Origin of the sequence: Thauera aminoaromatica S2 (assembly GCF_000310185.1) — a bacterium.
Lineage (GTDB): Bacteria > Pseudomonadota > Gammaproteobacteria > Burkholderiales > Rhodocyclaceae > Thauera > Thauera aminoaromatica.
In genome coordinates, this window is sequence record NZ_AMXD01000017.1 from 1 (window position 1) to 25313 (window position 25313).

A 25313-nucleotide genomic window follows, 5' to 3' on the forward strand; every position below is an offset into this window, starting at 1 on the left:
TCGCCGCCCGCCGCGATGCGCTCGCCGAGGCCGCTGCGGCGCTCAAGCAGGTCGAGGAGCTGCGCCTGCGCACCGAGCACGAGGCCGCGCCGGTCCGCGCCCGCGTGGCCGAGCTGCGCCTCGCGCTGCAGGCCGCCGAACTCGCGGTTGCCCAGTTCGAGGAGCGCCTCGTCGAGGCCCGCGCCGACGAGGCGGCGCTCGCGCCGCTGCTCGCCGCCGAGCCCAAGGAATCCACCCTGCAGCGCGAAGTCGCCCGCCTGGCGCGCGAAATCGCCGAGCTTGGCGCGGTCAACATGGCCGCGCTCGACGAGCTCACGACCGCCTCCGAGCGCAAGGGCTACCTCGACGCGCAGACCGAGGACCTGCTGCAGGCCATCGACACCCTGGAAGATGCCATCCGGCGCATCGATCGCGAGACGCGCGAGCAGCTTCAGGACACTTACAATACGGTCAATCGGCAGTTCGGCGCCCTGTTCCCGCAGTTGTTCGGCGGCGGACGGGCGGAACTGGTGCTGACCGGCGAGGAGATCCTCGACGCCGGCATCCAGATCGTCGCCCAGCCGCCGGGCAAGAAAAACGCGTCGATCCATCTGCTCTCGGGCGGGGAAAAGGCACTCACCGCGATCGCGCTGGTGTTCTCGATGTTCCAGCTCAATCCGGCCCCGTTCTGCATGCTCGACGAGGTGGATGCGCCGCTGGACGACACGAACACCGAGCGCTATGCGAACATGGTCAAGCGCATGTCCGCACAGACGCAGTTCATCTTCATCAGCCACAGCAAGATCACGATGGAATTCGCGCAGCAGCTGGTGGGGGTGACGATGCAGGAGCAGGGCGTCTCGCGGGTGGTGGAAGTCGATATCGAAGAGGCGCTGCGCCTGGCCGACCCGGCCGCAGCGTGACGCAGGACAAGCTACACGGAGCAATTCTGGGATCCAAATGGACAGCGAACTTCAGATCGCGCTGATCGGCGCCGGCATCGCCGCGGTGGTGCTGGTGGTGGGCTACAACAAATGGCAGGAGCGCCGCCACCGACGCGAGGCCGAGCGGGCCTTCAAGTCCGAGCACCGTGACGTGCTGCTCGAACCGCGCGAGGAGCCCGCCGAGGGCGAGCGTCGCGAACCCGGCATCGGTGCCGCCGAAGACGAGCCGCGCCGCTTCAGCGAGGCGCCGATGAAGCGCAGCACGCCCGAGTTGCCACGCCTGCTCGATGCGCGCGCCGACTGCGTGATCCGCCTCGAGACCATCGAGGCGCTCGAGGTCGGCCGTGTGTGGGCGATCCAGGCCGAGCAACTCGCCGGGCTGGGCAAGCCGGTGTACTGGTTCGGCTTCAACGATGCGGAGAACGTCTGGCAGCCGCTCGGTCCCGACAGCAGCGGCGCCTGCCACTGGTTCTGCGCCGCGCTGCAGCTGGTCAACCGCCAGGGCTCGATCGGCGAGACCGACTTCATGCGCTTCTCGGGCGGCGTGCAACGCGTGGCCGATGCGCTGATGAGCCTGCCCCCGGCGCTGCCGCCGCGCGGCGAGACCCTGCGCAACGCCACAGAGCTCGACCGCTTCTGCGCCGATGTCGACGTGCAGATCGGCATCAACGTCGTCTCCCGCGAAGGCCAGTTCGAAGGCCGCGCGATCCACGCCGTGGCCGAGAAGCACGGCCTGCGCCTCGGGGCCGACGGCGCTTACCACATGGTCGATGGCGAGCACAGCGTGTTCACGGTGGCCAACCTCGAGTCCGGTCGCTTCTCGCCCGAGAGCCTCAAGGGCCTGGTGACGCGCGGGCTGACGCTGGTGATCGACGTGCCGCGAGTGAGCAACGGCGGTGCCGCCTTCGACCGCATGATGAAGATGGCGACCACGCTCGCCGGCGAACTCGGTGGCGACGTGGTCGACGACAACCGTGCGCCCTTCGGCGCCGAGGCGGCGACGATCATCCGCAACCAGATCGGCCAGTTCCAGAGCCGCATGGCCGACCACGACATCCCCGCCGGCAGCCCGCTCGCCCTGCGCCTGTTCTCCTTGTGATGGACCTGTTCGCCGAAGACGGCCGCGGCGAGACCGCGGCCGACGCCGCCGCACGCGCAGCGGCCCTGCGCGCCGAGATCGCGCGTCACGACCATGCCTATTACGTGCTCGACGCGCCGACGATTCCCGACGCCGAGTACGATCGCCTGTTCCGCGAGCTGCAGGCCATCGAGCGGGCGTACCCGGCGCTGCGCAGTGCCGACTCGCCGACGCAGCGGGTGGGCGGCAAGGCGCTCGCGCAGTTCGCCACGGTGCGCCACCGCGTGCCCATGCTGTCGATCTCCACCGAGACCGACACCGAGGCGAGCGGGGCGTTCGCGTTCGATGCGCGCGTGCGCCGCGCGCTCGGCCTCGACGAGGACGATGCGGCGGTGGCCTACGCCGCCGAGCTCAAGTTCGACGGCCTCGCGATCAGCCTGCGCTACGAGGACGGCGTGCTCGTGCAGGCTGCTACCCGCGGCGACGGCGAGACCGGGGAGGACGTCACGAGCAACGTGCGCACGGTGAAGGCGATCCCGCTGCGCCTGCTCGGCGAGGCGCCGCCGGTGCTGGAGGTGCGCGGCGAGATCTACCTGCGCCGCGACGACTTCGAGCGCCTCAACGCGCGCCAGGCGGAGGCCGGCGAGAAGATCTTCGTCAATCCGCGCAACGCCGCCGCCGGCAGCATCCGCCAGCTCGACCCCGGCATCGCCGCGCGCCGGCCCTTGTCCTTCTACGCCTACGGGCTGGGCGAGGTCGCCGGTTGGACGCTGCCCGCGACCCATACCGAGGTGCTGGACGCGCTCGCCGCCTTCGGCCTGCCGGTGTGCGGCCACCGCGCGCAGGTGCGCGGCGCAGAGGGGCTGGCGGCCTTCCACGCACGTATCGGCGCACTGCGCGACACGCTGCCCTTCGACATCGACGGCGTCGTCTACAAGGTCGACACGCTCGCGCTGCAGAAGCAGCTCGGCTTCGTCACCCGCGAGCCGCGCTGGGCGGTGGCGCACAAGTACCCTGCTCAGGAGGCGGTGACGCTGCTGCGCGACATCGAGGTGCAGGTCGGCCGCACCGGCGCGCTGACCCCGGTGGCGCGCCTCGAGCCGGTCTTCGTCGGCGGCGTCACGGTCACCAACGCCACGCTGCACAACCAGGACGAGATCGACCGCAAGGACGTGCGCATCGGCGACTGGGTGATCGTGCGCCGTGCAGGCGACGTGATCCCCGAGGTGGTGGCGCCGATCCTGGAGCGCCGCGGCGGCGAACTGCCGCGCTTCGTGCTGCTCGACCGGTTCCCCACCTGTCCGGTGTGCGGTTCGCATGTGGTGCGCGGCGAAGACGAAGCGGTCGCGCGCTGCACCGGCGGGCTGTTCTGCCCGGCCCAGCGCAAGCAGGCGCTGCTTCACTTCGCCGGCCGACGTGCGATGGACATCGAAGGACTGGGCGACAAGCTGGTCGATCAGCTTGTGGACGCGGCGATCGTGAAGACGCCGGTCGATCTCTACCGCCTCGGCGTGCTCGCGCTCGCCAACCTCGAGCGCATGGGCGAGAAGTCGGCGCAGAATCTGCTGATGGCGATCGAGAAGAGCCGTGGCACCACGCTGGCGCGCTTCATCTTCGCGCTCGGCATCCGCAACGTCGGCGAGGCCACCGCGCGCGACCTCGCACGCCACTTCGGCAAGCTCGACGCGCTGATCGCGGCCGACGTCGATGCCCTGCAGCAGGTGCCCGACGTGGGGCCCATCGTGGCGAAATGCATCGCCGAGTTCTTCGCCGAGCCGCACAATCGCGAGGTGATCGAGCAGTTGCGTGCCGCCGGCGTGCATTGGGCCGAGGGCGAGCCGCAGGGCTCGGTGGCCGGCGCACTCGCGGGCAAGACCTTCGTGCTCACCGGCACGCTGCCGACCCTGAGCCGCGACGAGGCCAAGGCGCGGATCGAGGCCCGCGGCGGCAAGGTCGCCGGCTCGGTGTCGAAGAAGACGCACTACGTGGTCGCCGGCGCCGAGGCGGGCTCCAAGCTCGACAAGGCGCAGGCGCTCGGGCTCGCCATCCTCGACGAGGACGGGCTGCGCGTGCTGCTGAACGAAACGGATACAAACGCTTGATGCAGGCCAGGTCTGCTTGGCGCATGATCGCGCCCGCTGCTGCGTCGCAACCCCCTCTATTCATGGGAGAGCAAGAAAAATGAAGAAAGTCACCAAGGCGATTTTTCCTGTGGCCGGCATGGGCACGCGCTTCCTGCCCGCCACCAAGGCGAGCCCGAAGGAGATGCTGCCGATCGTCGACAAGCCCTTGATCCAGTACGCCGTTGAAGAGGCGGTCGCCGCCGGCATCACCGACATGATCTTCATCACCGGTCGTACCAAGCGCTCGATCGAGGACCACTTCGACAAGGCCTACGAGCTCGAGACCGAGCTCGAGGCGCGCGGCAAGAAGCAGCTGCTCGAGATCGTGCGCCAGACGGTGCCGAAGGGCGTCAACTGTATCTACATCCGCCAGTCCGAGGCGCTCGGCCTCGGCCATGCCGTGCGTTGCGCCAGCCACGTGGTGAGCGACGAGGCCTTCGCGGTGATCCTCGCCGACGACCTGCTCGACAACAAGGATGGCACGCCGGTGTTGAAGCAGATGGTGGATGTGTACAACTATCACCGCTGCTCGGTGCTCGGCACGATGAATGTGCCGCGCGAGGAAACCCGCAGCTACGGCATCGTCAGCACCGAATCCGACAAGGGCCAGGTGCAGCGCATGACCGGCATCGTCGAGAAGCCCAAGCCCGAGGAAGCACCGACGACCCAGGCCGTGGTCGGTCGCTACATCCTGACCCCGCGCATCTTCGATCACATCCGTGCGTTGAAGCCCGGCGCCGGTGGCGAGTACCAGCTCACCGACGCGATCGCATCGCTGCTCAAGGAGGAGGCCGTGCTGGCCTTCCAGTTCGACGGCGTGCGCTACGACTGCGGTTCGAAGCTCGGCTACCTGAAGGCGACGATCGAGTTCGGGTTGCGCCATCCGGAAACTGGTGGCGACTTCGCGGCCTACCTGAGCGGGCGCTTCGGCGCCGAAGGCAAGGCGGCGAAGGCAGCCAAGTAAGTCCCGTCTCGCGCGTCGAGGCGGGTCGGAAACGGGCGGCCCGCGGGTCGCCCGTTTCACATCGTCTTGAGGTATTCGAGCAGGTCCGCCTTGTCCGCGGCGGGGAGAGTGGTTCCGAACGCGTGACCACGGTTGCTGCCACCACGGGCCCCGACGTCGTGCACGGTGCCGATGCGTTCGGCCTCGGGGCCGTGGGTGACGAAGCCGACCCGGTCCGGATCATAGACGTCGTAACCGCGCCAGAAGCGGGTCGGGCGCTGCGCGGGCGGTTCGAGCAGGTCGCGCAGCGAGGGCACCGAGCCGTTATGCAGGTATGGCGCGCGCAGCCAGATGCCGTCGAGGAAGGCGGCGACGTAGCCGGTCAGCGGGGCTTCGACCAGGCCCGGACGCTCGATGCCCATCCCGGCCACCACCTGATTCGCTTCGCGCGCCGCGCGTTCGTTCCATGTCGCGATGCGCTCCGCGCTGGTGCCGACCTCGGCAAGCGGGATCACCGTTCCGGTGCGCGCCGATGCGTGGCAGCCGGCGCAGGTCGTGTCGAACACCTGCTTGCCGCGCGCTACAGCGGCGGTATCGACTGCGAACGGATACGGCGGCGCACGTTTCGCCGAAACGTATTCGATGAGCCAGCGCACCTCGCCGAGAAACTCGGCGTTGTCCTTGGGTGGCGCGCCGAGCAGGCCGAGCGCGGAGTCGATCACCACCGAATACGCGTCGTGGCTGTCGCCGGCGAAGTTCATGCGCATACCCTGATCGGCGCGGTACTTGCCGAGGTTCCACAGCGAAGGCATGTCGGTCGGGCCGAAACTGTCGTCCATCGGCCAGCGGATCATGAAGTACTTGGTCAGGTTCATCGCATCGTCGCGGCCGCGGCCCCAGGGCGGGAAATCGTCGCGGTACAGCCAGGCGAACTGCTGTTCGCGCTCGAGCAGGCGCTTGCGCGTGATCGGGATGATCACGAAGCGATAGAGCAGGCGGTCGATGAAGGACAGGTCGGTGACCAGATTGATCTCGGCCATCAGGTTGTCGGCGTTGAAGCGTGGGTCTTTCGCGCAGTCGACCAGAAAGCGGAAGAAGGCCCACAGGTTCAGCGTGTGATTGGGGCCGGTCGGCACGAAAGTCGGCGCCGCATCGGCCTGGGTGCGGTAGCTCGTGGTGTGGCAGGACGCGCAGTTGTTGGCCACGCGCGGAAAGCCCACCACCTTCTTCGAGAAGCCGACCGGCAGCTCCTGGCCTTCTTCCCACACCACGCCGAAGGCGGCGTAGCCGCCCGGGCCCGGCAGCTTGTCGGGAAACATCCGCGGCAGCACGTAGAAGATCCAGTAGGGGATGCCGGCATCGCGTTCGGCACCGATCGAGCCGTACTTGAAGCGCATGTCGGGATCGCGGGTGATCCATTCCGGCTGCGCTTCCTCGCGAAAGAACTTGTACCAGGCGAAGGCGCCGCCGGCGGCGCCGAGCGCGAGCAGCAGGAGCAGCGCAACGAGCAGGCTGCGGCCGGTGTTGCGGCGCCGGCAGACGAGCCGGGTGGGGCGCGGCCCCGGATTCGTGCAGGGGGCGAATTTCATGGCGGCACTCCTCGCATCAGAAGGTCTTCAGGTACTCGACCAGCGCATCCTTGTCCGCGGCGGGCAGATCGGTGCCATAGGCCGGGCCTTCGTGACCGCTGTTGCCGTTGCCCGGCAGCGTGGTGTCGAACAGGAAGTGATCGGTTGCGGTCTGGGCCCTGCCCGTCGGCGCGGCGCATTGCGCAGGATCGGCAGCGCTGGCGAAGCCGACCCGCAACGCATCGATCAGCGTGCCGCCGCGCACAAAGCACGTCGGCCGAGCGAAGGCGGGCTCGAGCAGATCGCGCAGGGTGGGCACGGAGCCGTTGTGCAGGTAGGGCGCGCGCAGCCAGATGCCGTCGAGCGGCATGTTGGCGTAGCCCCAGGTCTTGCGGAAATGGCGGAAACGATGCGGATAGCCCGCATAGAGGGTCGCCTGATTGACCGCCAGATCCCGGGTGTAGGAATCGAGCCGGGCGGGGTCGGTGGCGATGTCCGCGATCGGGGTGACATGGCCGACCTTCGGCCCTGCGAAGTCGCTGCCGCTCGCGCCGTGGCAATCGGCGCAATAGCGCGCATACAGCGCCGCGCCGCGCGCGGCGAGTGTCTTATCCACCGGCAGCGGCCACGCCGGCGGGCCGAGGTCGAGCAGCCAGGCCTCGACCCGGGAGATTGCCGCCAGGTCGATGGTGGGGGGCGTGGTGCCGGTACCGAAGGCTGCACTCTTGTTGCGCTCCTCGGTGTGGGTGTTGTTCCCGTCCCAGTGCAGTTCCATGCGCTCGCCATCGTCACGTTGCATGCGCTTGCGCTGGTTCCAGATCGACGGAAAATCGGCGGCGCCGAGGCGCTCGCGGGCAGGAAGTCGTTGCACCGGAAAATTGAACAGGACCTTTGCGGCGTTGAAGGTGTCGACCCGACCCGGCCCCCAGGGCGCTTGCGCGGACACGAAGCCAAAGCGCGCGCGCAGCATCAGCAGGCGCTCGCGCATCAACGCGATCGCCACCGGATAGACGAGGTAGCGATCGACGAGCCCGAGTCCGCCGCTCAGGCGCTCGATCTCCGGCACGATGAACTCACGCGAGAAGGTCGGGCCAGCGGCGCATTCGAAGAAGAAGCGCTGGAAGGCGAGAATGTCGAAGCGATGGGCGGGCATGCCGACGACCAGGCGTGCGGGCGCAGCGGGCGTGTCGCGAACGAGGCCGGCGTGGCAAGCGGCGCAGTTGAGGAAGACGCGATCGATGCCGAGGTGGCGCCGCTTCGACACGCCCACCGGCAGGTCGCGGCCTTCCTCGAAAATCAGGCCGAGCGACGCGTAGCCGGGACCGGGCAGATGTTCTGCGCACACGGTCGGCAAGGCCTGCCAGATCCAGTACGGGAAGCCCGATGCGCGCTCGCCGCCGGTCGAGCCGTACTTGAAGTGCTCCACCGGGTCTGCATGGACGACCGGCTCGTCCGGCACGAACCGCACGAGGGCATAGCCGCCCGCGAGCAGGAGCAGCAGCCAGGGCAGCAGCACGAGGATGCGGAGCAGCGTGCGCGCGAGGCGCAGGCGATGCGTTGTGGGGACGGACTCGGGCGTGTTCACGGTGACCTCGGATCTGCAGGACGGTGCGGTGCGATGTCGGAGCGCCGATCACCCTGTCGGGACTCGGCAGGGCGCGAGGGTGGCGTACGGATGGGCAAGCACGTCGGCGCTGCGTACGCCACTTGCCTGCAGCACGTGCTCGAGCAGATCGCGCATCGCCGCCAGGTCGGGCGACTGCAGGAAGGCGCCGGCATGCGCGGCAGCGGGCGGCGGCATCGGGGTTTTCGAGCGGGCTGCGGGCGGCAGCCGGTTCATGTCCAGCCGATGGAGCATGCGTTGCGCACAGGTCGCGAGATTGGCGCGTACCTGTGCTTCGTCGCCGTGCAGGAAGCCGGGCGGGAAGGCGGTGTTCTCGGCATGACACTGGCTGCACTGGCGCAGGAAGGGCTGCAGGTCGGCGGGCCAGTGCGTCGTGCGGGACCGGGTGACATCGGCCATCAACGCGGGTGGAGGCGCTGCGGCGGCGGGCGGGGCAGGAACGTCCTCGCCGAGCCCGCGTAGCAGCGGCGCGAGCAGGGCCATCCGGCGTGCCGGGCCGCCCGTCAGCGCATCGTCCTGACCGGCGACATTTGCCTGCGCGAGGGCCTCGACGGCGTGCCCGAGCGGCTCGAGGTCATCGACGAGTTCGAGGGCTGCCACGATCGCCTCGGCCGCGCTCGGCGACCCCGGCAGGTGGGCGCTGCCGTCGTCGCCACCAAGCCGCAAGGTGGTGATGGCTTCCCCACTGCTGGCGCGGATCGGACCACCCGCCCTGGCAGTGAGCGCGAAGCGGATCGGCCAGCCGGATGCCGGGTCGTGGTCCTTCGCGATGGCCAGCGTCACACCGGTGTGCGCGCTCGACCCGGACAACTCGAGACGGTCGAGGATGCCGTCGGCGCTGCGCCCGCCGTCGAGCCTGATGCGCGCCTGCAGCCGGACCTCGGATCCGCGCGCGCAGTCGAGGTCGAGCCGCGTTGCGTCGGTGGCCCGGCGCAGGGTGCAGCTCAGGTCGATCTCCCGCGCTGCAGGCTGTGGCATGCGCGCGAGGGCGCGCTCGATGCGCGCAAGGTCGGCGCGCGAGAACAGAGTCCCGAGCAGGTGGATGAAGCGCATCACGTCGCCCGGGTCGCGTCCGCGCCAGTGCTCGATCGGCGCCCGCAGCGCGAGCGGATCGAAGACCGCCGGAATGTCCGCATAGCGCACGAGCTCGGCATCGCTCGGGGGCGCAATCCCGCCCTCGATGCCGGCGAAGGGCTGGCGGTTGGGGATTTGCGGATCGGGAATGACGAGGCCGTCCGGCCAACGCGCCTGCCAGTTGGCGAGCAGCGGATCCACCAGGCGGTTCGTGGCATCCGCGCGCGCGACCGGCGCCCCGGTGCCGATCAGCCGCTGGCGCAGCGCGTGCAGCAGCGCCTGGGCACGGCAGTCGATGCCGGCCTGCGGGGTGGCGAGGGCGCAGCCGTCCCGCCACAGGCGCTGGGCCACGCCGAGGCGATTCGCGCGTGCGGTCGCGGCGTCGATCGCTTCAGGCACATCGACGCCGTGACGCCAGGGCAGACCCTGATAGTCGAGGCCGGTCGCAGCCAGGCGTGCGGCGACCGGCGGGCTGGCGCTGGTCTCGTCCCACGACGGGCGCGAGAAGATCGGCGCCTCGTTCTGGTGGCAAGCGAGGCAGAGCGTACGGTTCGCGGCGACCACCCGCGGCCTTGCCCCGGCGCGGTAGTCGAGCACGAGCTGGAACTCGAAGCGACCCGCATCCTCGTTGTAGCTGATCACCTCGAGCGCCTCGGCACGTTCGTGGTGCGCGACGTACAAGCGGTCCTTCAGGTAGAGGTGTCCCGCGGGTGCGTCGCTTGCCGGCTCACCGGTGACCGCGGCCACCACACGCGGAAAACGGAAGGCATCGACGTCTCCTGCGGCGTGGCGCTGCAGCGAGCGCCCGAGCGGGATCAGCACGATCGCCAGTCCGCCGTTCGGGTCCTCGCCATCGAGCTGCGCACGCACGCGTTGGAGCAGTGCGGGGAACGGGAAGGGCACCTGCTGCGCGCCGTTCGCCCCGCGCTCGAGCAGGCGATCGAACAGCGACCGCCCGTGCGGCGACGGTGCGCGGTCGACCTCGGCGGCATTGGCCGGAGCCATGAACACGCTGCCGAACAGCGCGCCCAGCAGCACCGGGAGCACATGGCGGGAGACAGGACGAGACAGTCTCATGCTCGTTCCCCTGCGCGATCTTGCGGGCCGCGGACGCAGCCGCCGCCCGCAAAACCACGCGCGGACCGTTCTCAGCCACCCCCTGCCGCGGCGGCGATCAAGCGCTGCTGGGTGCCGCTCCAGCAATCCTGATCGACCTGGCCGGTCTTCAGGAACGCTTCGCGACTCGCCGCGATCATCTGCGCGTTGTGGAGGACGAAGTTCACCACGAAGGCGCGGTCCATGTAGGCCCGACCAAGGTAGAAGCCCGGGTAGACCATGCGGATCTCGTCGCGGATCGCGAAGCCGTTGCGGCCCGCGAGCAGGTCGGGCATGCGCCGGTAGCCCGGCAGTTCATCGGTGAAGGCGTAGTCGATGATGATGGATTCGCGCCGGCCGTCGAGCAGGCTCTGGCCGCAGTAGAGCTTCGCCGGGAACAGCAGCCACTGGTCCTTGCCGCCGACATTGAGCTTCTGCAGCGGGGTGTCCGCGCTTTCCTCGACGAGGCCGAGCTTGCGCAAGGTGGTGAGATCCTCGATGCGGTTACGCAGCAGGCGCTCGTCGCGGTAGAACACCTTGCCCTTCCACAACATCTCGCCAACGAGGTCGAGCTTGCCGCCCGCCACATTGACCAGCAAGCCCTTCAGGCCGCCGCCGGCGATCTCGGACAGGCGCAGCTTGCCGCTGCCACCGCGCGGGAAGAACAGGTCGCCGTCGAACGCGCCGTCGGGGATCGGCCCGGCGCTCAGGCGCGCATAGATCTGGTCGACCTGCTCCTGGTCGAGCTGCGCGATGTTCTGCGGCGTGATCTTGTACAGGTCGGCCGTCGACAGCGGATGGCGATGTTCCAGCCAGGCGAAATCGGGCTTGCCGGCATAGCCTTCGGCATGCGGGGCGAAGGCGATCTCCGGCGCCCGCTCCCCGTCGTCGTCGAACAGGCCGCATCCCGTGACCGCCATGGCGGCCAGCATGCAGACGGCGAGCGCCCCAAACGGCCAGTGCGAGATCCTTGTCATGATGAAGTCCCCCATGCTCAAAGCGTTGCGAGGAAGGCGATCAGGGCGTTCTTGTCGGCCTCGGACAAGTCCTCGCCAAAGCGGTGGCCCGCGTTCTCGACCTCGGCGGTGCAACTGCTGTACACCTGCTTGATCAGGTAGGGGCGCGCGCGCAGCGCCTCGACCAGGCCGTTCGGCTTGCCGGTCACTTCCCGCGCGACGGCCTGGAGGTCGGCAAGCACCTTCCTCGCGCTCTCCTTGCCCAGGCGCTTGGCGAGGCTGCGCTCGAGCTCGTCGGGCGCGGTCTTCGCGCGCACGAGATCGACGATGAAGGCCTTGTGCTGGAAGTTGCCCAGCGTGCTGGCGGTCACGCCGCGGCCGTCGATCTCGCTCGGGATCGTCAGTTCAAAACCGAGCAGGCGTTCCTTGTCGGTGCCGTCCCATAGCCGCGGGCCGAGGCGCAGGGTCACGTCCTCGTTCAGCAGCGTCACCTTGGGGATGCGCTGGGCGGGATTGAGCAGCGCCTGCATCGACAGGGTGTACAGCTTGAATCGGCCTTCGACGCTCGGGTCGTACTCGAAGCAGGCGGGCTGGCGCTCGGCGGGCAACAGCTTGACATTGCTCGCATCGACGTAGCGCGGACGCTGGGCATAGAAGTCGTTGGCGGCGTTGTGCGGTTTGCCGCAAAGCTCGGGGCCGAGCGCGTTGTTGTGCAGGAAGGGGGCGTGCGCCCACAGGTTGAGCAGCGAGATGTTGCGGTAGTGGCCGCGGCCACCGTCGCCGGGTTCCTTGACGTTAGGGTCGGGCGGCTGTGCGCGCAGGGTTTCGGAGCCGTATTCCTGCCAGACGTGGCCGGCCATGTGGTTCGAGTGCAGGGCGCGGCAGCGGAAGGTGCCGACCTCGGACACTGCGGTGGGGCCATCGTTGCCCAGCCAGTCCTCGCGCAGCCCCGTCTTGAGGTCGAGCTTGTGGAAATCGAGGCCGGCAAGCTGGCCAGTCGCGGCCGCGGGCTGACTCGAGTGGCAGCGTGCGCAGCCATTGGCGAACACTTCACGGCCACGCGCGACCGCACCCGCTCCGAACGTGCGTTCGAGATCGGCGATCAGGTCCTGATCGGTGTAACGCGCGCCGGGGTTGGCAACCCGCAGCGTGTTCTCGCGTGCCTCGCGCAGGTCGGTGGCATGGCCTTCGGCCGACATGAAGAAGTCGAGAATGTTTCCCAAGCGGTCCTCGACGGCGCGGAAGTTCGGGCAGTCCCGCCTACACTGGCCGATGTCGAAGGGCGTCTGGCCAAAGCCGCGTTGTTGCGGATCGAGCTGGCGCAGGTCTGCAAGGTGATTGACCCAGCACTGCTCCGAGCACGAGCCGATGTTGAAGTACACGCGCTGGATGGCTTCGAGCGCGCCGATCGAGTCCTCACCGCCCTTGAGGATGTGGTGTACGGCTTCCTTGTGCAGGGACTTCTCCCAGCATTTGCCGTTGCGGCCCGGCTCGCACCAGCACCGGGTCTCGTCGTCGCCCTTGGCGCAGGAGGCGGTCTTGCGCCACTTGATCACGGACTCGTTGGCGAAGGTCGGACGCTTGCCGAGATTGATCAGTGCGTTGATCGTGCCGGGATTGTTGACCTGGTCGGTCGGGATCGCCGAGGTGTCGCTGGTTCCCGGCCTGGCATGGGCGAACATCTGCCATTCGAGGGTGTTCGATGCCATGCCCGAGACCATGATCTCGGAGACGCGCGTGTATTGGTTGCCGATCAGCCCCTTGATGTTCTCCCATGCCGGGCGCGCCGGGTCAGCCGGGGGGTTGAGCGGATCGAAGGCGATGTGGCAGGAACCGCAGGAGGTGCCGATCAGGAAGGGGGGCTCGATGGCACCGTCCTGGAGGTGGGAGCGGGCCGCCTCGCCCCGGCCGCCGGCGGCGGCGATCGGCCGGTTATAGCCTTCCCAGGTGCCCGGGCTGCCGTTGAGCTTCAACCAAGCTGCGCGGTCGAAGCGCGGGTTCGGAAACTTGCGGATGCCCAGTGCGCCGGTCGAGGTGCCGAAACGCAGGTCGCAGGCGTCGTGGCGCTGGTCGGCTGGGCCATGCACATCGCCGGGCTTCAGCGCTGCATCGCGGAAGTCGCAGGCCGGATCGCGGTAGCCGCTGCGCCCGACATGGGGGAGGAGTTCCTCGTCGCCCGGACACCAGTCGAGACCGTAGGTCTCGTCCAGGCTCTTCGCCGGGCAGTCGGGGCTGCCGGGCACGCAGCAGGCCGGATCGTTGATGATGCCCCAGGCGCGGAAGCGGTCGCCGCGCTCGTCGCTGCGCAGCACGCGGAACCAGTCGATCAGCACGCCCACCCGCTGCTGGAACACGTAGGTGTGGAAGCGCTCGTTGCCGGCAGTGGCCTTGAACCAGATCAGCCGTCCGGCGCATTCGGACTCGTTCAAGCCTTCCCGCGCGCAAGCCTCGTAATACGGGAGGTCCTGGGCATGAATTCTTGCCGGCGTCGACGCGGGCGAGGCGGCGGGCGCATCAGCGATTGCCAGGGGAAGGGGCGGGGCGAGCATGGCGGCAATGAAGACAACGGCCGCCAACACCACCTGCGATGATGGACGCATCATGTTCGTTCTCCTGCTCTGTCGGATCGGCAGGGACGAAGGCATCCGAAGCGGACACCCGCAGGGACGCGCTGTGCAGATCGTCGGGCACAACTGCACCCGCGCTCTGCGCTTTGCGCAGCGAAGCTCTCTGTCGGTTCTGGGCGCGCATTACCGCGTGTCCGCGGCGCGCGCTCCATTCATTTGTGGTACTTCCGTGATAGCAGGAAAGCGGGCATTTGCAAACCGTGCGCTGCGTTTGTGGCAAGCGCCCGGATGGCAAGACGCCCCGCGGGCAGAACCGGCGGGGCGTCTTTCGTTCGAGCGGCCTGAGATCAGGACGCGTCGGCCTTGGCAGCGCGCTTGCGGTCGGTTTCCTTCAGGTGACGCTTGCGCAGGCGGATGTTCTTGGGCGTGATTTCGACCAGCTCGTCGTCGGCGATGAACTCGATCGCAGATTCCAGGGTGAGCTGGATCGGCGTGATCAGGCGCACGGCTTCGTCGGTACCCGAGGCGCGCACGTTGGTGAGCTGCTTGCCCTTGATCGGGTTGACCACGAGGTCGTTGTCGCGGGTGTGGATGCCGATGATCATGCCTTCGTACAGCGCCTCGCCCGGGCTGACGAACATGCGGCCACGGTCCTGCAGGTTCCACAGCGCGTAGGCCACCGCGTCGCCGTCGTTCTGCGAGATCAGCACGCCGTTGCGGCGCTCGGCCATGGCGCCGGCCATCGGGCCGTAGTCGTCGAAGACGTGGCTGGCGAGGCCGGTGCCGCGCGTCATGGTGAGGAACTCGCCCTGGAAGCCGATCAGGCCGCGAGCCGGGATGCGGTATTCGAGGCGCACGCGGCCCCTGCCGTCCGGCTGCATGTCCTGGAGTTCGCCACGGCGACGGCCGAGCTCTTCCATGACGCTGCCCTGATGGTCTTCCTCGACGTCGACGGTGAGCATCTCGTACGGCTCGCACTTCACACCGTCGATTTCCTTGTACACCACGCGCGGGCGTCCCACCGCCAGCTCGTAGCCCTCGCGGCGCATGTTCTCGAGCAGGATGGTGAGGTGGAGTTCGCCACGACCGGAGACCTCGAACACGTCCGAGTCGCCGGTGTAATTGACGCGCAGGGCGACGTTCTTGAGCAGTTCCTTTTCCAGGCGCTCGCGGATCTGGCGGCTGGTGACGTACTTGCCCTCGCGACCGGCCAGCGGCGAGGTGTTCACCATGAAGTTCATGGTCAGCGTGGGCTCGTCCACCGCGATCGGCTTCATGCCTTCCAGACACTCCGGGTCGCACAGGGTGACGCCGATGTTGACCTGCTGGATGCCCGCGATCAGCACGATGTCGCCGGCCTCGGCCAGCTCGGAGGGTTTGCGCTCGAGGCCCTCGAAGGTGAGGATCTGGCTGACCTTGCCCTTGCCGCGGTTCTCTTCGCCGTACATGACGACGACTTCCTGGTTCGGGCGCACGCTGCCGCGCTTGATGCGACCGATGCCGAGCTGGCCCATGTAGGTCGAGTAGTCGAGCGAGCAGACCTGGATCTGCAGCGGGCCGTTGGCATCGACTTCCGGCGCGGGCACGTGCTCGAGGATGGCTTCGAACAGCGGGCGCATGTCCTTGCGCTCGTCACCCTCGTTGATGACTGCGAAGCCGTTGAGGCCGGAGGCATAGATCACCGGGAAGTCGAGCTGTTCCTCGGTGGCGCCGAGCTTGTCGAAGAGGTCGAAGGTGTGGTTGATGACCCAGTCCGGGCGTGCGCCCGGGCGGTCGATCTTGTTGATGACGACGATCGGCTTGAGTCCCAGCGCGAGCGCCTTGCGGGTCACGAAGCGGGTCTGCGGCATCGGGCCCTCGACGGCGTCGACCAGCAGCAGCACGCTGTCGACCATCGACAGGACACGCTCGACCTCGCCGCCGAAGTCGGCGTGGCCCGGGGTGTCGACGATGTTGATGTGGGTATCGCCATACTGGATGGCGCAGTTCTTCGACAGGATCGTGATGCCGCGTTCCTTCTCGATGTCTCCCGAGTCCATGACGCGTTCGGCGACCTGCTGGTTTTCGCGGAAAGTGCCGGACTGGCGCAGCAGTTGATCGACGAGGGTTGTCTTGCCGTGGTCGACGTGGGCGATGATGGCGATGTTGCGAATGGCGCGGGACATGGAGGAGGGCGGCGAAGTCTTTGAAAGGGCGAGGATTCTAGCACGTGCTGTGGCAGCGCAGCATGGATTTCTGAGGGGCGTGCTAGAATCGCGCGCCTCAGCCAAAGGAGGTCTCTTCACCATGCTCGCGATCATCGGCGGCAGCGGACTCACCCAACTGTCGAACATGGAGATCGAGCGCCGCGAGGTCGTGCGCACACCCTACGGCGAGCCCTCCGGCGCACTCGCCTTCGGGCGCGTCTGCGACGAGCCGGTCGTCTTCCTCGCCCGCCACGGCTACGGCCACACCATCCCGCCGCACTTGGTCAATTACCGCGCCAACATCTGGGCGCTCAAGCAGGCCAAGGCCACCGGCATCGTCTCGGTGGCCTCGGTGGGCGGCATCCGCGCCGACCTGGCGCCGGGCACGCTGATCGTCCCGAACCAGATCATCGACTACACCTGGGGGCGCAAGAGCACCTTCTTCGAGGGCGGCGACACGCCGGTGCGCCACATCGACTTCACCGAGCCCTACGACGAGACCCTGCGCCACCGTCTGCTCGCGGCGATCGCTGCGGCCGGCGACAGCGCGATGGATGGCGGGGTGTACGCGAGCACGCAGGGCCCGCGCCTCGAGACCGCGGCGGAGATCGACCGCCTCGAGCGCGACGGCTGCGACATCGTCGGCATGACCGGCATGCCCGAGGCGGCGCTGGCGCGCGAGCTCGAGCTGCCCTACGCGGCGATCGGGGTGGTGGTGAACTACGCCGCGGGGCGCTCGTCGAGCGCGCACGGCATCCACTTCGACGACATCGAGCTGGTGTTGCAGGAGTCCATGGTGCGCGTGCGCGCCGTGCTGGAGGGGCTGTGCCATGTCTGATCGACCGGTCGAGGAGCGCGATGCGATGAAGCGGATCGAGAGCGGGTTCGAGCACGTGCTGTTCACCAGCCGCTGGCTGATGGCGCCGGTGTATTTCGGCCTCGTGCTGGCGATGGTATTGCTGCTGGTGAAGTTCTCCAAGGAGCTGTTCGGGCTGTTCGCGCAGATCTGGAGCGCCTCGGGCAGCGAGCTGATCATCGGCGTGCTGTCGCTGGTGGACGTGGCGCTGATCATGAACCTGCTGATCATCATCATGTTCAGCGGCTACGAGAACTTCGTGTCCAAGATGGAGGACCTGCACACCCACCGCGACCGCCCGGAGTGGATGGGACACATCGGCTTCTCCGACCTCAAGCTCAAGCTGATCGGCTCGATCGTGGCGATCTCCGGGATCGAACTGCTCAAGGCCTTCATGAACGCCCACAACCTCACCGACCGCCAGCTCGGCTGGATGGTGGGCATCCACGTGACCTTCCTGTTCTCGGGCCTGCTCTACGCCGCCATGGATCGCCTGGCGGGGAAGGGGCACTGAGCGCGCCGCGAGCGCATCCGGAGCGCGCCGCGAGCGCGGCTAGACCTGCAGCCGCTCCAGCAGCTCGCGCTCGATCCTCAGCACCTGCGCGTCCTGGTTGAGCACGTGGCCGGTGAGCAGGAAGGTGTCCTCGACGCGCTCGCCCAGGGTGGCGATCTTGGCGGTGTGCAGGCGGATGCCGTGCTCGGCGAGCACCGCGGCGACGTCGTAGAGCAGGCCGGGGCGATCGGCGGCGGTGAGCGAGAGCACGTGATGGCGGCCGGCCTCGTCGGGACGGATGCTGACCTCCGGGCTGATCGGGAAGTGCTTGACCTGCCTCGACATTCTCCCGCGACTCGGGCGCTCGGGCAGCCCCGGTTTCTGCAGGCGGGCGGTGAGCTCGTGCTCGATCAGGATCACGATGTCGCGGTAGGCGGCCTGTTCGCCCGGGTCCTGCAGCATGAAGCTGTCGAGCGCGTAGCCGTGGCGGGTGGTGTGCACCTTGGCGTCGACGATGGTGAAGCCCATGCGCCCGAAGAAGCCGGTCAGGCGCACGAAGAGGTCCTTCTGGTCGCGGGTGAACACCATGACCTGCACGCCGTCCTCGTCCTCGGCCACGCGCGCTTTCACCACCGGCTCGTCGGATTCGGTGCGATAGTACAACAAGCGGGTGTGCCAGGCGATCTCCTCAGCGGAGTGGCGCATGAAGTACACCGGGTCGAGCCGGGCCCACAGCGCGTCCTCGACGCCGGGGCGCAGGCCGTGGAAGCGCAACTGGCGGCGGGCGTCCTCGAGGCGGCCGTCGAGGCCGAGCGCCTCCTTGGCGGTGGCGCCGCGCAGCAGGCGCTGGGTGGCGAAGAACAGATCCTCGAGCAGCTTGCCCTTCCAGCCGTTCCACACCTTGGGGCTGGTGCCGCGGATGTCGGCGTGGGTGAGCAGGTAGAGCGCGACCAGGCGACGCTCGTCGCGCACGACGTCGGCGAAGCGCTGGATGACCTCGGGGTCGGAGGTGTCTTCCTTCTGTGCGACCCGCGACATCGTGAGGTGTTGCTCGACCAGCCACACGACCAGTGCGGTGTCGTTCGCGTCCATGCCGTGCTGGGTGCAGAATTCGCGCGCGTCGGCCATGCCGAGCGTGGAGTGGTCGCCGCCGCGGCCCTTGGCGATGTCGTGGAAGAGCGCGGCGACGTAGAGCAGCCAGTGGCGCTCGAAGGCCATGATCAGCCGCGTCATCAGCGGGTATTCGTGCGCGTGCTCTCCCATCGTGAACCGGCGCACGTTGCGCAGCACCATCAGGATGTGCTGGTCGACCGTATAGACGTGGAAGAGGTCGTGCTGCATCTGGCCGACGATGCGCCGCCACGCCGGGATGTAGCGCGACAGGATGCCGTACTCGTTCATCTTGCGGAACACCCGCACGATACCGCGGCGCTGCTGCAGGATCTGCAGGAAGAGGACACGGTGCGCGGGGTCGGCGCGAAACGCGGCATTGACCTGATTGCGGTGGATCCACAGCGCGCGCAGGGTGCGCGCCGTCATGCCCTTGAGCTCGGAGCGCTGCTGCAGCAGCAGGAAGCATTCGAGCAGCGCGGAAGGGTGGCGCTCGAAGACGTCCTCGTCGCGGATGTCGAGCAGCTCGCGCACGACCTGGAAGCGCGCGTTGACCACGATCGCGGCGCCGCGGTCGGGGAAGATCACGCTGCCGTAGTTCTGCAGCAGCACGGTGTTGAGCTGCATCACCATCTTGGCGGTGACGTAGTAGCGCTGCATCAGCACCTCGGAGGCGCGCCGGGTGGGCGTGGCCTCGATGCCGAGGATGCGGGCGAGCTTTTCCTGGTGGTCGAAGAGCAGGCGGTCCTCCGCGCGCCCGGTGAGATGATGCAGGCGGATGCGGATGTGCTGCAGGAAGCGCTCGATCGCGCGCAGTTCGCCGGCTTCGCTGCCGGTGATGAGGCGGTGGCGGGCGAGGTCGCGCCAGCTGTGGCCAAGCCCGGCCGCGCGTGCGATCCAGCCCAGCATCTGCAGGTCGCGCAGCCCGCCGGGGCTCTCCTTGCAGTTGGGCTCGAGGGCGTAGGGCGTGTCGTTGAAGCGGGCGTAGCGTTGTTCCTGCTCGAGCAGCTTGGCCTTGTAGAAGGCGCGCACGTCGAGCGCTTCGCGGTAGCGCGCGCTCAGCTCGGCAAACAGCGCCGGGTCGCCGGCGAGCAGACGCGCCTCGAGCAGGTTGGTCTGCACGGTGATGTCGTCGGCGGCGGCGATCATGCATTCGTCGACCGTGCGCACCGCATGACCGACCTCGAGCCCGCAGTCCCACAACGCGCCGACCAGCGCCGACAGGCGCGCCTTCAGCGCCTCGTCGGGCGGTGTGGATAGCAGCACGAGCAGGTCGACGTCCGAGGCGGGGAAAAGCTCGCCGCGCCCATAGCCGCCCACCGCCACGAGCGCGGCGGAGGCGGGCATCGCGCACGCCGTCCACAGGCGGACGAGCTCGTGATCCACCAGTCGAGCGCGGCCCTTGAGCAGGATGGAGGTCTGCGGCCGCCCCTGATAGGCGTCGCGCAGCTGCGCCGTGCCCTCGACGAGACGTTGGCGTGCCGTGGTGGCAAGGGTGTGCAGCTCGTCGGTGAGGGCGTCGTTCATGTGCGGGCCTGCGACGGATTCTTCAGCCAGCCGTTGCGAAACGGGCAGCGACGAGCTCGGGCGGGGGCGGGCACCCGGCGGAAAGGGTGAGCACCTCGACACCGGTCTCGGTGACCACCACCGTGTGCTCCCACTGCGCCGACAGGCTGCGGTCCTTGGTGACGATGGTCCACCCGTCGGGCAGCTCGGAGATCGCCGCCTTGCCGGCGTTGATCATCGGCTCGATGGTGAAGATCATGCCGGGCTCGAGCGTGGGGCCGGTGCCGGCCTTGCCGTAGTGCAGCACCTGCGGTTCCTCGTGGAACTTGCGCCCGATGCCGTGGCCGCAGAACTCGCGCACCACCGAGAAGCCGTTGCCTTCGGCGTGCTTCTGGATCGCGGCGCCGATGTCGCCGAGGCGGCCGCCGGGCTTGACGGTGGCGATGCCCAGCCACATGCACTCGTAGGTGATCCGCGTCAGGCGGCGGGCGACGATGCTGCACGCCGAGTCCCCGCCGAGCAGGAACATGCGGCTGGTGTCGCCGTGGAAGCCCTCCTTGATCACCGTAATGTCGAGGTTGACGATGTCGCCCTTCTTGAGCGCCTTCTCGCCCGGTACGCCATGGCAGACCTGGTGATTGACCGAAGTGCAGATCGACTTGGGGTAGGGCTTGTAGCCGGGCGGTGCGTAGTCGAGCGGGGCCGGGATGGTGCCCTGCACGTTCACCATGTAGTCGTGGCAGAGGCGGTCGAGCTCCCCGGTGGTCACGCCGGGGACAACGAACGGCTCGATGTAGTCGAGCACCTCGGCGGCGAGCCGGCAGGCCACGCGCATCTTCTCGATCTCTTCGGGGGTCTTGATGACAATGCTCATTGTTGTGTGTTCTGTGTCGGGGCGGGAAAGCGGGAAGGCTATCGCAAGCGCCGCGCCGCAGCAAACCCGGTATCCGCGCAAACCGCATGCCAACCGATGCCTTCGCCATTTCCGCGGCGGGTACCCGCGAGGCTTGTGTCGGCCTGGGTTTCAATCCGCTTCAGCCTTGAGCACGATGCGGCCGGCGTGATAACATCGTGGGCTTGTCTGCATGTGCAGGCAAAATCCGCACGCCTTGCGGCACAGGGTCCTTCCGGGGCCTGCTCGACATCCTGCGTTCCGGCTCCGGCCGGGACGGGGACGCGCAAATCCCGGGGGGCAGCGTGGTGAACCGGTTTCCCGGTCGCCCATCCGCGAGGCGGAGGTTCAACCCTTGTACAGTTTGGAGCAACACATGTCCGTCACGATGCGTCAGATGCTGGAAGCCGGCGTCCACTTCGGTCACCAGACCCGCTTCTGGAACCCGCGCATGGCCCCCTACATCTTCGGCCAGCGCAACAAGATCCACATCGTCAACCTCGAAAAGACGATGGCGAAGTACAACGAAGCCATGGAGTTCGTGCGCAAGCTCGCCGCGAACCGCGGCAACATCATGTTCGTCAGCACCAAGCGCCAGGCGCGCGAGATCATCGCCGAGGAAGCCCAGCGCGCCGGCATGCCCTACGTCGACGAGCGCTGGCTCGGCGGCATGCTGACCAACTTCAAGACCGTCAAGCAGTCGATCAAGCGCCTCAAGGAAGTCGAGGCGATGATGGAAGACGGCTCGATCGAGCGCCTGTCCAAGCGCGAGGCGCTGACCGTGCGCCGCGAACTCGAGAAGCTGCAGAAGTCGATCGGCGGCATCAAGGACATGGGCGGCCTGCCCGACGCGCTGTTCGTCATCGACGTCGGCTACCACAAGATCGCCATCACCGAAGCCCAGAAGCTCGGCATCCCGGTCGTGGCCGTGGTCGACACCAACCACTCGCCCGAAGGCGTGGACTACCTGATCCCGGGTAACGACGACTCCTCGCGCGCCATCCGCCTCTACGCCCGTGGCGTGGCCGATGCCGTGCTGCAAGGCCGCAGCCAGGTGCTGCAGGAAATCGTCGATGCCGGCGGCGACGAGTTCGTCGAGGTCGAGGAAGAAGGCTCGCAGGAACAGGCCTGATCCTCAGCGAAGGGGGCCCGCGGGGCCCCTTTTGCAATCCGGGTGGCGCTTGCGAATCCCGCAACGTGCGCCCCGCACAATTCCCGATGTCGCGCCGATGGCCCTCCGGTGCGCTGCGCGGCATCCGCGTTTCGAATGTCAAACCGAACCTATTCAGGAGCTAGCATGGCGGAAATTACCGCAAGCATGGTCAAGGAACTGCGCGAGAAGACCGACGCGCCGATGATGGAATGCAAGAAGGCGCTGGCCGAAGCCGCCGGCGACATGGGCAAGGCCGAAGAGATCCTGCGCGTCAAGCTCGGCAACAAGGCCTCCAAGGCTGCCGCCCGCATCGCCGCCGAAGGCGTGGTCGGCATCGACATCTCGGCCGACGGCAAGCTCGGCTCGATCATCGAGGTCAACTGCGAGACCGACTTCGTCGCCAAGAACGACGACTTCCTGGCCTTGGTGCAGAACTGCGCCGGCCTCGTCGCCGCCAAGAGCCCGGCCGACGTCGCTGCCCTGTCGGCGCTGCCGCTGGGCGAGGGCACCGTCGAGTCGACCCGCACCGCGCTGGTCGGCAAGATCGGCGAGAACATGTCGATCCGCCGTTTCGCCCGCATCGAGGCCAAGGGCAAGCTGTTCTCCTACATCCACGGCGGCGCCAAGATCGGCGTGCTGCTGGACGTGGTCGGCGGCGACGAGCAGCTCGGCAAGGACATCGCGATGCACATCGCCGCGTCCAAGCCGAAGGCGCTCGACGCCTCGGGCGTGTCGCAGGACCTGATCGATGCCGAGCGTCGCATCGCGATCGAGAAGGCCCGCGCCGACAACAAGCCCGAAGCGATGCTGGAAAAGATCGCCGACGGCACCGTGCAGAAGTTCCTCAAGGAAGTGACCCTGCTGGCCCAGGTCTTCGTGAAGGCCGAGGACGGCAAGCAGACCATCGAGCAGCTGCTCAAGGCCAAGGGCGCCTCGGTCGCCGGCTTCACGCTGTTCATCGTCGGCGAAGGCATCGAGAAGAAGGTCACCGACTTCGCCGCCGAAGTGGCCGAACAGGCCGCCGCTGCCGCCAAGAAGTAAGGAGAAGAACGTGTCCGCCGCCTACAAGCGCATCCTGCTCAAGCTCTCCGGCGAAGCCCTGATGGGCGACGACGCCTACGGCATCAACGAGGAGGTCGTCAGCCGCATCGTGTCCGAGGTCGCCGAGATCAGCCGTCTCGGTGTCCAGGTCGGTGTGGTGATCGGCGGCGGCAACATCTTCCGCGGCATGAAGGGCGCGGCCTCCGGCATGGACCGCGCCACCGCCGACTACATGGGCATGCTGGCCACGGTGATGAACGCGATGGCGCTCGCCGACGCGATGCGACGCATGGGGCTCGAAGCGCGCGTGCAGTCCGCGCTGCGCATCGACCAGGTGGTCGAGCCGTACATCCGCGGGCGCGCGATCCGTCATCTCGAGGAAGGCCGCGTGGTCATCTTCGCGGCCGGTACCGGCAACCCCTTCTTCACCACCGACACCGCCGCGGCGCTGCGCGGCGCCGAGATCGGTGCGCAGATCGTTCTCAAGGCGACCAAGGTGGACGGCGTCTATACTGCGGATCCGAAGAAGGACCCGCAGGCGCAGCGCTACCATCGCATCAGCTTCGACGAGGCGATCGGGCGCAACCTGCAGGTGCTCGACTCGACCGCGTTCGCGTTGTGCCGCGACCAGAAGCTTCCGATCAACGTGTTCTCGATCTTCAAGCCCGGCGCGCTCAAGCGTGTGGTGATGGGCGAGGACGAAGGCACGCTGGTCCATTCCTGACCTCCGGAGAGGGCTTGCATGATTTCCGAACTCAAGAAGAACATCGAGCAGAAGATGCTGAAGTCGGTCGAGGCGCTCAAGACCGACCTCGCCAAGGTGCGCACCGGCCGCGCCCACACCGGCCTGCTCGATCACGTGATGGTCGAGTACTACGGTTCTATGGTGCCGGTGAACCAGGTCGCCAACATCACCCTGATCGACGCCCGCACGATCGGCGTGCAGACCTGGGAAAAGCCGATGCTCGGCAAGGTCGAGCGCGCGATCCGCGACAGCGACCTCGGCCTCAACCCCGCGAACATGGGCGAACTGCTGCGCGTGCCGATGCCTGCGCTCACCGAGGAGCGCCGTCGCGACCTCACCAAGGTGGTGCGCCACGAGGGCGAGACCGCCAAGGTGGCGATCCGCAACCTGCGCCGCGACGGCAACCAGCAGCTCAAGGATGCGGTCAAGGACAAGGCGATCTCCGAGGACGACGAGCGTCGCGGCGAGGACGAGATCCAGAAGCTCACCGACCGCTATGTAGCCGAGATCGACAAGCTGCTCGCCCAGAAAGAGCAGGAACTCATGCAGATCTGATCCGCGTGCGCGGATCGGCTGTATCGTCAACGGGCACGACAGGAGGCGGAGCATGATCGGAGGGCTGTTCAGGAGTTCCACCCGCGACATTCCCGACGTCTCGCAGGTGCCGAAGCACATTGCCGTCATCATGGACGGCAATGGGCGCTGGGCGCGCAAGCGCATGCTGCCTCGCGTCGCGGGGCATGCGCGCGGTGTCGAGGCGCTGCGCGCCACCGTGCGCGGCTGCGTCGATCGCGGGGTGGAGTACCTCACCGTGTTCGCGTTCAGCTCCGAGAACTGGCGCCGCCCGCAGGACGAGGTTTCTTTCCTGATGCAGCTCTTTCTGAAGTCGCTGCAGAAGGAGATCCGCCGCATGCACGACAACGACATGCGCTTCCGCGTGATCGGGGACCTCTCGAAGTTCGATCCGCGGCTGGTGGACATGATCCGCGAGGCCGAGACGCTCACCGCCGGCAATGGCGGACTCAACTTCACCGTCGCGGCCAACTACGGCGGTCGCTGGGACATTCTCGATGCGATGTCGCGCCTGATGGCGCGCGAACCGGGGCGCCTGGAACGCTTCACCGAAGATGAGATCGCCTCCGAGCTGTCGATGAGCTTCGCGCCGGAGCCCGATCTCTTCATCCGCACGGGTGGCGAGAAGCGCATCAGCAACTTCCTGCTCTGGCAGCTCGCCTATACCGAGCTCTACTTCACCGACGTGCTCTGGCCCGACTTCGACGACGGTGCGCTCGGGCAGGCCATCGGCTCCTATCAGGGGCGGGAGCGGCGCTTCGGCCGCACCAGCGAGCAGCTCAAGGCCGACGCCGGGGAATAGGGCCT

The 25313-nt window shown here is 67.8% G+C and carries 18 protein-coding genes and 1 pseudogene; 11 read left to right on the plus strand and 8 right to left on the minus strand.

Annotated features, from left to right (window positions below; translation table 11 throughout):
• From C665_RS04675 to galU, 4 genes and pseudogenes are all read left to right on the plus strand, one after another.
• Window positions 1-902: pseudogene (locus C665_RS04675) on the plus strand (chromosome segregation protein SMC); the annotation flags it as partial.
• Window positions 903-939: 37 nt separating this feature from the next.
• Window positions 940-2022: a cell division protein ZipA gene (locus C665_RS04680; protein ID WP_004301383.1), complete on the plus strand. Its 1083-nt coding sequence runs from the start codon at window positions 940-942 to the stop codon at window positions 2020-2022.
• The gene (gene ligA / locus C665_RS04685; RefSeq protein WP_004301385.1) at window positions 2022-4103 is read left to right on the plus strand and encodes an NAD-dependent DNA ligase LigA; all 2082 of its coding nucleotides are present in this window, start codon (window positions 2022-2024) and stop codon (window positions 4101-4103) included. Before C665_RS04680 ends, ligA begins: the two co-directional genes overlap by 1 nt.
• 79 nt (window positions 4104-4182) lie before the next feature.
• A complete protein-coding gene (gene galU / locus C665_RS04690) occupies window positions 4183-5088 on the plus strand; it encodes a UTP--glucose-1-phosphate uridylyltransferase GalU (RefSeq protein WP_004301387.1) in 906 nt (301 codons plus the stop codon).
• Window positions 5089-5144: 56 nt separating this feature from the next.
• On the opposite strand, the gene C665_RS04695 is transcribed toward galU, so the two are convergent.
• The 6 genes from C665_RS04695 to typA form a co-directional block, all read right to left on the minus strand.
• Entirely contained in the window at window positions 5145-6656 is a 1512-nt protein-coding gene (locus C665_RS04695; RefSeq protein ID WP_004301389.1) for a c-type cytochrome, read from the minus strand.
• Between the two features lie 16 nt (window positions 6657-6672).
• A complete protein-coding gene (locus C665_RS04700; RefSeq protein ID WP_004301391.1) occupies window positions 6673-8220 on the minus strand; it encodes a c-type cytochrome in 1548 nt (515 codons plus the stop codon).
• Window positions 8221-8268: 48 nt separating this feature from the next.
• Window positions 8269-10410, minus strand: coding sequence for a hypothetical protein (locus tag C665_RS04705; protein ID WP_051021679.1), 2142 nt, complete (start codon window positions 10408-10410; stop codon window positions 8269-8271).
• 71 nt (window positions 10411-10481) lie between these two features.
• A complete protein-coding gene (locus tag C665_RS04710) occupies window positions 10482-11405 on the minus strand; it encodes a hypothetical protein (RefSeq protein WP_012585412.1) in 924 nt (307 codons plus the stop codon).
• A gap of 17 nt (window positions 11406-11422) precedes the next feature.
• A complete protein-coding gene (locus C665_RS04715) occupies window positions 11423-13813 on the minus strand; it encodes a hypothetical protein (protein WP_004301398.1) in 2391 nt (796 codons plus the stop codon).
• A gap of 485 nt (window positions 13814-14298) precedes the next feature.
• Window positions 14299-16116: a translational GTPase TypA gene (gene typA, locus C665_RS04720; RefSeq protein ID WP_004301400.1), complete on the minus strand. Its 1818-nt coding sequence runs from the start codon at window positions 16114-16116 to the stop codon at window positions 14299-14301.
• Between the two features lie 121 nt (window positions 16117-16237).
• On the opposite strand from typA, the gene C665_RS04725 reads away from it, so the two are divergent.
• Both C665_RS04725 and C665_RS04730 read left to right on the plus strand, forming a co-directional pair.
• Window positions 16238-16975 (plus strand): S-methyl-5'-thioinosine phosphorylase, encoded by a 738-nt coding sequence (locus tag C665_RS04725; RefSeq protein WP_004301402.1) that lies wholly within the window; start codon window positions 16238-16240, stop codon window positions 16973-16975.
• Window positions 16976-17000: 25 nt separating this feature from the next.
• Window positions 17001-17507, plus strand: a complete 507-nt coding sequence (locus tag C665_RS04730) for a TIGR00645 family protein (RefSeq protein WP_004301404.1) — start codon at window positions 17001-17003, stop codon at window positions 17505-17507.
• Between the two features lie 39 nt (window positions 17508-17546).
• Here C665_RS04730 and C665_RS04735 read toward each other — a convergent pair whose 3' ends face one another.
• Both C665_RS04735 and map read right to left on the minus strand, forming a co-directional pair.
• Complete coding sequence (locus tag C665_RS04735; protein ID WP_004301407.1) at window positions 17547-20123, minus strand: [protein-PII] uridylyltransferase; 2577 nt, start codon at window positions 20121-20123, stop codon at window positions 17547-17549.
• A 22-nt stretch (window positions 20124-20145) separates the two neighbouring features.
• The gene (gene map, locus C665_RS04740; RefSeq protein WP_004301410.1) at window positions 20146-20976 is read right to left on the minus strand and encodes a type I methionyl aminopeptidase; all 831 of its coding nucleotides are present in this window, start codon (window positions 20974-20976) and stop codon (window positions 20146-20148) included.
• A gap of 394 nt (window positions 20977-21370) precedes the next feature.
• Between map and rpsB the strand changes: the two genes are divergently transcribed.
• From rpsB to uppS, 5 genes are all read left to right on the plus strand, one after another.
• Window positions 21371-22126: a 30S ribosomal protein S2 gene (gene rpsB, locus C665_RS04745; protein ID WP_004301412.1), complete on the plus strand. Its 756-nt coding sequence runs from the start codon at window positions 21371-21373 to the stop codon at window positions 22124-22126.
• Window positions 22127-22291: 165 nt separating this feature from the next.
• Window positions 22292-23188 (plus strand): translation elongation factor Ts, encoded by an 897-nt coding sequence (gene tsf / locus C665_RS04750; RefSeq protein WP_012585409.1) that lies wholly within the window; start codon window positions 22292-22294, stop codon window positions 23186-23188.
• 10 nt (window positions 23189-23198) lie between these two features.
• Window positions 23199-23912 carry a UMP kinase gene (gene pyrH, locus C665_RS04755; protein ID WP_004301415.1) on the plus strand — a complete coding sequence of 238 codons (714 nt, stop codon included), beginning with the start codon at window positions 23199-23201 and terminating at the stop codon, window positions 23910-23912.
• Window positions 23913-23930: 18 nt separating this feature from the next.
• Window positions 23931-24488, plus strand: coding sequence for a ribosome recycling factor (frr, locus tag C665_RS04760; protein ID WP_004301417.1), 558 nt, complete (start codon window positions 23931-23933; stop codon window positions 24486-24488).
• A gap of 52 nt (window positions 24489-24540) precedes the next feature.
• Window positions 24541-25308: a polyprenyl diphosphate synthase gene (gene uppS / locus C665_RS04765; protein ID WP_004301418.1), complete on the plus strand. Its 768-nt coding sequence runs from the start codon at window positions 24541-24543 to the stop codon at window positions 25306-25308.
• The last annotated feature ends 5 nt before the right edge of the window (window positions 25309-25313 follow it).

What these genes read in the sequence shown, in the direction of transcription:
- frr (WP_004301417.1), top strand. Translation starts at nt 23,931, where the DNA reads ATGATTTCCGAACTCAAGAAGAACATCGAGCAGAAGATGCTGAAGTCG.
- C665_RS04705 (WP_051021679.1), bottom strand. Translation starts at nt 10,410, where the DNA reads ATGAGACTGTCTCGTCCTGTCTCCCGCCATGTGCTCCCGGTGCTGCTG.
- C665_RS04730 (WP_004301404.1), top strand. Translation starts at nt 17,001, where the DNA reads ATGAAGCGGATCGAGAGCGGGTTCGAGCACGTGCTGTTCACCAGCCGC.
- ligA (WP_004301385.1), top strand. Translation starts at nt 2,022, where the DNA reads ATGGACCTGTTCGCCGAAGACGGCCGCGGCGAGACCGCGGCCGACGCC.
- uppS (WP_004301418.1), top strand. Translation starts at nt 24,541, where the DNA reads ATGATCGGAGGGCTGTTCAGGAGTTCCACCCGCGACATTCCCGACGTC.
- map (WP_004301410.1), bottom strand. Translation starts at nt 20,976, where the DNA reads ATGAGCATTGTCATCAAGACCCCCGAAGAGATCGAGAAGATGCGCGTG.
- C665_RS04735 (WP_004301407.1), bottom strand. Translation starts at nt 20,123, where the DNA reads ATGAACGACGCCCTCACCGACGAGCTGCACACCCTTGCCACCACGGCA.
- C665_RS04680 (WP_004301383.1), top strand. Translation starts at nt 940, where the DNA reads ATGGACAGCGAACTTCAGATCGCGCTGATCGGCGCCGGCATCGCCGCG.
- C665_RS04710 (WP_012585412.1), bottom strand. Translation starts at nt 11,405, where the DNA reads ATGACAAGGATCTCGCACTGGCCGTTTGGGGCGCTCGCCGTCTGCATG.
- rpsB (WP_004301412.1), top strand. Translation starts at nt 21,371, where the DNA reads ATGTCCGTCACGATGCGTCAGATGCTGGAAGCCGGCGTCCACTTCGGT.
- C665_RS04695 (WP_004301389.1), bottom strand. Translation starts at nt 6,656, where the DNA reads ATGAAATTCGCCCCCTGCACGAATCCGGGGCCGCGCCCCACCCGGCTC.
- typA (WP_004301400.1), bottom strand. Translation starts at nt 16,116, where the DNA reads ATGTCCCGCGCCATTCGCAACATCGCCATCATCGCCCACGTCGACCAC.
- galU (WP_004301387.1), top strand. Translation starts at nt 4,183, where the DNA reads ATGAAGAAAGTCACCAAGGCGATTTTTCCTGTGGCCGGCATGGGCACG.
- tsf (WP_012585409.1), top strand. Translation starts at nt 22,292, where the DNA reads ATGGCGGAAATTACCGCAAGCATGGTCAAGGAACTGCGCGAGAAGACC.
- C665_RS04725 (WP_004301402.1), top strand. Translation starts at nt 16,238, where the DNA reads ATGCTCGCGATCATCGGCGGCAGCGGACTCACCCAACTGTCGAACATG.